This is a genomic window from Sphingobium sp. B2 (assembly GCF_007693735.1).
GTDB classification, from domain to species: Bacteria; Pseudomonadota; Alphaproteobacteria; order Sphingomonadales; family Sphingomonadaceae; genus Sphingobium; species Sphingobium xenophagum.
On record NZ_VDBZ01000015.1, the window covers coordinates 1 to 7,893 of the forward strand.

9 protein-coding genes and 2 pseudogenes are annotated in these 7,893 nt (G+C 62.8%); 3 read left to right on the forward strand and 8 right to left on the reverse strand.

The genetic code is table 11. The annotated features are described in order from the left end of the window. Positions 1-110: 110 nt before the first annotated feature. From FE851_RS25570 to FE851_RS25580, 3 genes and pseudogenes are all read right to left on the reverse strand, one after another. Positions 111-333: pseudogene (locus tag FE851_RS25570) on the reverse strand (histidine phosphatase family protein); the annotation flags it as partial. Positions 334-438: 105 nt separating this feature from the next. Then, positions 439-759, reverse strand: a complete 321-nt coding sequence (locus FE851_RS25575) for a type II toxin-antitoxin system YafQ family toxin (protein WP_021246202.1) — start codon at positions 757-759, stop codon at positions 439-441. Beyond that, positions 728-1,009 (reverse strand): type II toxin-antitoxin system RelB/DinJ family antitoxin, encoded by a 282-nt coding sequence (locus tag FE851_RS25580; protein WP_007684554.1) that lies wholly within the window; start codon positions 1,007-1,009, stop codon positions 728-730. Before FE851_RS25580 ends, FE851_RS25575 begins: the two co-directional genes overlap by 32 nt. A gap of 416 nt (positions 1,010-1,425) precedes the next feature. On the opposite strand from FE851_RS25580, the gene FE851_RS25585 reads away from it, so the two are divergent. The 3 genes from FE851_RS25585 (at position 1,426) to FE851_RS25595 (ending at position 3,067) form a co-directional block, all read left to right on the forward strand. Further along, positions 1,426-2,070 carry a transcription elongation protein SprT gene (locus FE851_RS25585; RefSeq protein WP_017183075.1) on the forward strand — a complete coding sequence of 215 codons (645 nt, stop codon included), beginning with the start codon at positions 1,426-1,428 and terminating at the stop codon, positions 2,068-2,070. 69 nt (positions 2,071-2,139) lie between these two features. After that, positions 2,140-2,775, forward strand: a complete 636-nt coding sequence (locus FE851_RS25590; RefSeq protein ID WP_017183076.1) for an AAA family ATPase — start codon at positions 2,140-2,142, stop codon at positions 2,773-2,775. A 25-nt stretch (positions 2,776-2,800) separates the two neighbouring features. Further along, a complete protein-coding gene (locus tag FE851_RS25595; protein WP_017183077.1) occupies positions 2,801-3,067 on the forward strand; it encodes a hypothetical protein in 267 nt (88 codons plus the stop codon). A gap of 52 nt (positions 3,068-3,119) precedes the next feature. Here FE851_RS25595 and FE851_RS25600 read toward each other — a convergent pair whose 3' ends face one another. The 5 genes and pseudogenes from FE851_RS25600 to FE851_RS26480 form a co-directional block, all read right to left on the reverse strand. After that, complete coding sequence (locus FE851_RS25600) at positions 3,120-4,031, reverse strand: replication initiation protein (RefSeq protein ID WP_026002374.1); 912 nt, start codon at positions 4,029-4,031, stop codon at positions 3,120-3,122. 1,066 nt (positions 4,032-5,097) lie between these two features. Beyond that, the gene (locus tag FE851_RS25605) at positions 5,098-5,424 is read right to left on the reverse strand and encodes a hypothetical protein (RefSeq protein ID WP_145206919.1); all 327 of its coding nucleotides are present in this window, start codon (positions 5,422-5,424) and stop codon (positions 5,098-5,100) included. A 41-nt stretch (positions 5,425-5,465) separates the two neighbouring features. Beyond that, positions 5,466-5,969 (reverse strand): hypothetical protein, encoded by a 504-nt coding sequence (locus FE851_RS25610; RefSeq protein ID WP_145206920.1) that lies wholly within the window; start codon positions 5,967-5,969, stop codon positions 5,466-5,468. Positions 5,970-5,991: 22 nt separating this feature from the next. After that, positions 5,992-7,651, reverse strand: a pseudogene (locus FE851_RS25615) (type IV secretory system conjugative DNA transfer family protein). A gap of 2 nt (positions 7,652-7,653) precedes the next feature. Further along, positions 7,654-7,791 carry a hypothetical protein gene (locus tag FE851_RS26480; RefSeq protein WP_186378992.1) on the reverse strand — a complete coding sequence of 46 codons (138 nt, stop codon included), beginning with the start codon at positions 7,789-7,791 and terminating at the stop codon, positions 7,654-7,656. Between the last annotated feature and the right edge of the window lie 102 nt (positions 7,792-7,893).

Consider the following 7,893-nt stretch of genomic DNA (forward strand, 5'->3'; position numbering starts at 1 on the left):
GCCGCTACCGTGGTAGGTTTTTGCACCGCCGCTCTCAAAGTATGGTGGCAAGCACCGGCGTCAGGTGAACTGAGGCGTCCATCGCTGCATCGCAGGATTGTTTTAAAGCTCTCTCCTATGGGCCACGTCTCGACCCGCACGGCGGGGAAACGCGATCAGCAGCGCGGCGCTCTGCCGGGTGCGGGTATAGGTGACGTGATACTGCGGGGTCGGCTTCGGGCAAGCTCGCGGTAACCTGGCGCGTCTGTTCGTGGCCTCGATCGTCGCCAGATCGTGACAGGGCATGCCGGCATTGCCGGTGCTTTCGCCGTGGCGGATGAATATGGCCTTCATGGCTTCCCCTTCGTTGCTGGCGGAGCGCTATCCAAGCGATATACAAAAGATAGCCAAACAGTAGCGCTTCGCTTGCTTTTCTTGTGTTCGCCAGGAAGCGGCAGGCTATTCGAACAGTTCCGAATGCGTGCCGGCGCGCACGAAGTTCACCAGATTTCCCTCGATCGTGTAGATGAGCAGGAAGTCGCCGCCGATATGGCACTCGCGATGATCGCTCCAATCGCCTTTGAGGGCGTGGTCCAGCCATTCCGGGCCAAGCGGCGCGTCGTTGGCGATGAGGAGCATCATCGCTTCCTTGAGCTGCTTCATGTTGTAGCGCCCGCTGCGCGACAACCGCTCCCAATCCTTCGCGAACCGCTTTTCATAAGACGCCTCTCGGGGGAGCGAGGCGCGCTTACTGCTGGCGGGCTTCTTGGTCGAGGGCATCAAAGACTTCCTGAGGATCGGTGAAACGGGCGCGGCGGGCCTTCATCGTGGCGCGAGAGGCTTCGATGGCTGCCCGTGTTTCGGCGTTCGGCACTTTCAGCTCGAACGGCAAGGCATGATCCTTCGCGACCCGGGTGAGCGTCATGCGGACCACATCGGATACGGTCAGCCCCAGTTCGGCCAGGACGGCGGCGGCTTCATCCTTCAATGTTTCGTCGATGCGCGCACGCACGAAAGCGGTAGCGGCCATAAAAACCTCCTGTGATCCGTGTTCGATGTAGCTCAACGGAGCTACAATTACAACCATTGTGCGCCTGCCGCTTGCGCGGCACCGTGGCTCTAGTCGCTGCGCTCCCCAAGCCCGCACGCGGTCTTGGCCATTCGGTGACGATCCACATGGCGGGCGAGATCGCGTGCGCGGATCTCGGGGACAAGGTGCCGGCGCTGGCCGGCATGTCGTTTGTTCAGTGGGGAGAGGACGTTCCGCCCCCCCTCTCCCCAGCAACGGGAATAGACGGGCCGTGGCTCGCTCGGCTGGGCCTCGCTGCGCCCGCTCCACCCCGTCGATTCCCGCTGCCCCCCTCTCTCGCCGGCGTTCTTGGGCGTCCGTGTTCCGGCCGATGGCATGGCCATCGCCGGACAGGCGATCTGAAGGGAATAGAGACGATGACCCACGACAACCGGGAAAGCTGGCTCAATCGGGTGGCGGCGGGCATGGCCCCGCTCTTTGAGGCGCTGGAAGCTCCCCTGCCCGACCGGGTGCGCGTGGCGATCGGCTTCACCAGCGCGGGAGCCAAGGGCAAGGCGATCGGCGAGTGCTGGGATAACCGGCTGAGCGCGGACGGCCATTTTGAAATCTTCATCCGTCCGGACCTTGCCCATGCGCCCGACGCCATGCCGGCACAGATCGCGGCCATCCTCGCGCATGAACTGGTCCATGCCGCTGTCGGCATCCCGGCAGGGCATGGGAAGGCGTTTAAACGGGTCGCGCTTGGGCTGGGGTTGGTCGGGCCGATGCGTGCCACCACGCCCGGCGATGCCTTCCTTGCCGCCATCGTGCCGATCCTCGATGTTGCTGGCCCCCTCCCCCATGCCCGTCTCGATACGGACGGCGAGTCCACCGCGCCGAAGAAGCAGAAACCCCGGATGCTCAAATGCGAGTGCGTGACGTGCGGCTATACCGTCAGGACCGCGCGCAAATGGCTGGAAGAGGCTGGAGCGCCGCTTTGCCCGATCGAGGACCATGGGGCCATGCGGCACGATCCGCTTGACGAGGATGACGATCCAGCGCCGGAGAGTGAGCGGCCTTAGAAATGTATATCACTGTGATGGACAGATCATGCTGGTTCGATTAACGATAGCAGGCAGAGTGAGGGCACTATGATATTGGTAGTCGGGAACACAAAGGGCGGCGTTGGCAAGACCACGCTCGCGGTCAACCTCGCGGTGGCCCGCGCGCTTGCCGGCCGCGACCTGTTGCTGGTGGACGGCGACGAGCAGGGAACCGCCCTCACCTTCACCCAGCTTCGCACCGAAGGTCTTGGCGAAGCCGGTTATACCGCCGTCGCCCTTACCGGCGCTGCGCTGCGCAGCCAGGTCCGCCAGCTCGCGCCCAAATATGACGATATTATCATCGACGTGGGTGGGCGCGACACCGGCTCGCTGCGCGCCGCGCTCACCGTGGCCGACACGTTGCTGGTGCCGGTGCAGCCACGCAGCTTCGATGTATGGGCGCTCGATCAGGTCGCGACGCTGGTGGCCGAGGCGCGCGAGATCAACGAGGGGCTGCGCGCCGTTGCGATCCTCAATGGCGCGGACCCGCAGGGCGGCGACAATGAGGCGGCATTGCAGATGATCGGCGACATCGAGGGGATCGAGGTGCTGCCCACATCGATCGTGCGCCGCAAGGCGTTCCCGAACGCGGCGGCCGAGGGCAGGGGGGTGCTGGAGCAATCCCCGCGCGACGCCAAGGCAGTCGATGAGCTGACCGCGCTGATAGGTGCGGTATTTGTATAGCATGATGATAGCGGAGTGAAGTGCGATGGCTATCGCTCGTAAACCGAACAGCAATCCGAAGCCGCCCATTGATGACGATGCGGCGGACGCCTTCATTGCCGGGGCCGCGAAGCCGGCGACGCCGCCGATCGCAGCGGCGGACGAGGATGGGCCGCGCAAGGCGCCGGTCATGCTGCGCTTCGACCGCGCCTTGCTGGCGAAGGTCGATAGCGCCGCGAAGCGGCGCGGCATCAGCCGCAGCGCATGGATTCAGTTCACCGTCAGCCGTGCGCTCGACGCCGGCGAAGGGTGAAGCGCAGCGGATCGTAGCACGGCGCGCCAAAGGTGAGTTTTGGGGTAGGGGCTCACCGTTCGGCGGCGGGCAGGTTGAAATCCACCAGTACCGGCATTTCGGGGATGCCGCCACGCATCTTCGCCCGTCGCACGATACTGTGCTGATCGATCAGGTTTTGCGCGTCGCGGCGGCCGCTCGATGTTTTGGACATCCACAGCATCGCGACCTTTTCGACCTTGCGGCCCTTCTTGATCGGCGTGAAATCGACATAGAAGGGGCAGAGCTTGTTGATTTCCTCCTGGGCGACCTTGAGGCAATATTTGTTGAGATCGGCGAAGCGTTCGAGCTTGCCTTCGGGCACGTTGAGCAGCCCGCGCAGCTCCGCGATCGTGAATTCTTCGCTTTGCTTGTATTCGAGGCCGATCCGGCGCTCGATCATCTCATAGAGGCACAGCGCGTATTTCGACTCGAAACAATACATCACTTGCGTCTTGAGGCGTGCATAGACCTCGCTGTTGCGCAGTATCTCGATCAGCTCCTCGGGGATACGATAGTGCAGGAAGCCGTCTTTTTCGAGGCTTTCGTCGCTGGGGCCGAGGAGCTGGACGCGGCGCTTGTAGCTCTTGCCGGCCTTGCGGATGGTGACGATCGCGATGGTGCCCATCAGGCGCAGCAGCGAGCTTTCGATGCGCTCATTGCCCTGGTGCGTGCCCTTGAGCGCCGTCTTGGCGATGCGATGGATGACCGGCTCGCCGATGCGCTCCCAAGCGTTGGCGATCAACAGATTGTAGATTCGGCGATCGGCGAGGGTGAGGGGGGTCAACTCGACAATATCGACCAGTTCGCCGGGTTTGACGATTTCCCCATAATTGGCCGGATCGAACGGATTTCCGCGCCCTTTTTGCGCGAGGGTGCGGGCCGGGGTATCGACCAGGGCAAGCTGTGCCTTCGCGCCGTTCAAAGGTGAGGTTGCGTGGGACATGCACTCACCTTAGCAGCAATGGTGAGCCAGGCAATTCCTAAAACTCGCCGTTCGCTGAACGGTGAGGAGATACCCCAAAACTCACCGTCGATCAGGCGGCTACCCGAAAGCTCACCGGACTCGACCCCAACACTCACTTTTACCGGCCCCAAAACTCACCAAAGGCCACCCCAAAACTCACGCGACTCGACCCCAACACTCACTTTTCACGGGCATTTTCTTAGGTTTTCTGCGGGTTTGCAGACCCCTGAATCTTGAATCTAAGAAGAATTATTGAATCAGAAGGCGAACGGTGAGTTTTGGGGTAGCCTTGCCTGTGGGTAACTTGGCGCTCAACGCACCCACAGCTCCGGAAAAGAAGAAAAGCGCCGCCTCTTGGGGCTTCGCCCCGCCGGCTCACGGCCTACGGCCGCCCCGGATCGCTAAAGCGATCCTCCCACCCGGCATCCCCATGACGAGCCGGCTTCGCCGACACGCTATTTGTTTTTTGATTGATGACTGNACGGCCTACGGCCGCCCCGGATCGCTAAAGCGATCCTCCCACCCGGCATCCCCATGACGAGCCGGCTTCGCCGACACGCTATTTGTTTTTTGATTGATGACTGTTCAAACGCTGCTCCCTTCGCCCAATCATAGCGCCCAACGGAAACGTCGCAGATTGGCTTTCCAGAAAAGCCATGCGGATAGGAGGCGATCCAATCGAGAGGACAGGGGAGGCCGAAACGTCGCTATAGGGACGATTTCCGGGCCGCTCAGCCTTGTTACGGACTTCTGGGAGGGGTTTGAAGGGTCAAGCTCCAAGCAGCGCTTCACGGCCTCCCTGGACGACAAACTTCGCGGGTGAATATCCTCGTGGTATCACCCGCCGCGTCAATGCCTGGGCGTCGATCGCCAACGGTGAGTCCATACCCCAAAACTCACCTTTCATGCGCCAGACGCCGATTTTCCGCGCTTGGGCGCGATTCTCCCAGCGAGGGATATGCCTTCATGCTATAGCGATACGCAATCGTACTGCTATACATACGATAGCATTGTGATTGTAATTTGGCAGAGAGCGACCATCTTTCTAGGTTTGAAGCCAGAGATGGAGCGTCATCGCCAGATCAAAACTGGCCCACACCGCCGCAACGGTGAGGCCGCCCAGCAGCCAGGCCGTGGCGTGCAGACCTATCCGATCGTCCAGAAAGCGGCGAGCGGACCCAGCGCCGGCACATAAGAGGGTGGAGAAAAGCGCGATGATCGGCATCGCCGACAGGATTCCCCGCCCTATGACGGCAGCGTCGTTGTCATGACATCCGGGACCAGGATCGCAGTCACCGATCACGCTGCCGATGAAGATCACGAAGCTCATCGAAAGCCCGAGCACGACGGCGTAAAGCGCGCCGAACTTCATGCCGCGCCGGAAAATCCCAGCGCCCATCGCGGTCACATTCATCATTTCCAGCAGGGCGCAAGCGTCTGTTCGACGCGCTGTGCCCATGCCGCAAGTGGCGTGCCGACATTTGCCTCCATTTTGAACTTGCCCACATGGCTATCCTGGAATCTTCCGGGGCCTTCGAGCGCATATGATGTGCCGTCCATCGTGAGCAGAATATCTCCGTCCTGAAAGCCAGGAGGATCAGGTTGCAGGGGTTCGATCCGCTTCATCTCGCCGATCACGGCGCGCATGGCGGGACAGCTATTGCTGTCGGCCCGCTGCACGATCCCATTTTGCTCGCGGCGCATCCAGTAATCGAGCTTGCGCGTATCGGGGTTGAGCCACGTCGTACCGAACTCGATACGGGTCTGCTGCTGCCATGACGGCTTGATCGTCAACGTCGCCCAGGGCGGAGAAGTCGGTGCCGATGCGAGGGCCGCGCTTGCGGCGAGAAACAGGGCTGTGCCCGTCATTGCCATGAGGACGATGCCGCTCCTCTCAACCCCGTATCTCATCACCATATTTCCCCTCTCATAGTCGGGTTTATGCCCTGTCGAACCGTCCCGCGAATTCGCGATCGGCATAGTAGCGCAGTTTGGTCGCAACGATCGGGCGCTGCCCGGCGAGAAACAGGAGTTGGAGATCCTCGCTCATCGTGCGGACCTCATCAGGGGTGAGCAGGGGGCGGCCGACATGCTGCGATCCGAAGGATATGCCGGTTTCCTCGGCGTCTATGGCGCGGCTCATCGTCTCGAACACAACCGTTTCCTGGCCGAGCAGATCGGAGACCAGCCTGGCGCTGTCGTGATCGTTGACCCCGAATATCTGCAACACGCCGGCGTTGGACAGGAAGGTGCCGGCGCGGCGCTCGTAGAGCGCGCGGAGCTGGTGGACATCCTGCAGGATCGGCCAGAGCTGGATGCCGTAGCCGGCCATCAGGCCCATGGCGCGCTCGACGGGTTCGAGACGGCCCAATGCTGCGAACTCGTCGAGCAGGAACAGCACAGGGCGTTCGCTGGACGCCGGCGCGCGGGCCAGCTCGGTCAATCCTTGCGCGAGCATCAGGCGCAGCCAGCGGGCATAGGTAGCGAGCCGGTCCGGCGGCAGCACCAGGTAGACGCTAGTAGGCTGCGCCTTCACATCGGCAAAGGTAAAATCCGAATGCCCCAGCACCGCCGTCATGCGTGGGCTGTCGAGAAAATGGGTATGGCGCTGCGCGGCCGACAGCACGCCGGCGGCTTCGCGATCGGACTTGCCGAGGTGGCGGTTGGCGGCGCGGGCGGCAAGGCCGCCCTGCGCCTGCATTGCTGCGAGCTGGGCAGCGAAGGCAGCAGGCGCGAGGGTGAGGCGGTCGCGCAGCGTGGCGAGGGTCCGCGTCGAAGCCGGCTCGCTGGTGACGATCGACAGGATCAGCCCCGAGATCAGCGCCCTGGCTTCCTCGTTCCAGTGCGCTTCGCCGGCCTCGCCGGGTGCGTCGTAGACCAGCGCGTCGGCCAGCGTCATGCAGTCGTCGGCGAGATCGAGACCGGCGGGGTCGATGCGATCGAGCGGATTGAACGCGGCGGAGGGCAGGCCGGTGACGCCGAACGGATCGAGGACATGAACCGCGCCAAAGCGGCCGCGCTGGCGGGCGGTGATGCGGGCGTTCTCGCCCTTGGGGTCGATGCAGACGACCGGGCCGGCATAGGTCGAGCAGGTTGGGAATGATCGTTCCCACACCCTTGCCGGTGCGTGTCGGCGCGATCGTGAGCAGATGGGCGGGACCGGCATAGCGCAGCAGCCTGCCCGATTTTCGGTCGCGGCCGATCAGCAGGCCCTCATTTTGGGCGAGAGGACGAGCCTCACGATCGGTGGCGAAGCGGGCCGAGCCGTGGGTGTCGTCAGCGGTGGGACCGTCATATTTCAGGATCAGGGGCTGGAAGAGGGCGCGCAAGCCGATGAGGACGACGGCGAGCATCATCAGCATCATGCCGATCTGGTAGAGGTTGGAATCGCGCGGCAGGCCGAACAGCGAATGCAGGACGAACTGTCCGCCACCCAGCAGCACGACGGCGGTGATGAGGAACAGGATGAGGACGCCGAACAGATGGCGGATGAGTGCGATCGGGCTGAGCGTCAGCGCCGTGATCGCCCAGATCGGATTCTGGCGCGATATGCGGGCGAGGTTGCGGATCGCCCGGCCAAGCTGGCGCAGCCACTCCATCGTCAGGATGCCCCTTTGCCGTCGTCAGCGCGCCTTGCGGCTTCGAGTTCATCGAAACTGGTGAAATATTCCTGCACCGGCGGGCCGGCGGGGGGCAGGGTGTCGGCGTGGTCCCGCACGGCGGCGATATAGTCGCTCATGGACAGTTCCCCGGAAACGAAACGGACGTTCAGCGCCTCCATGTCCCGGGAGAGGGAGCCGCCTGAGGCGTCACCTCAAGGTTTGTGCGCCAGACAACGATT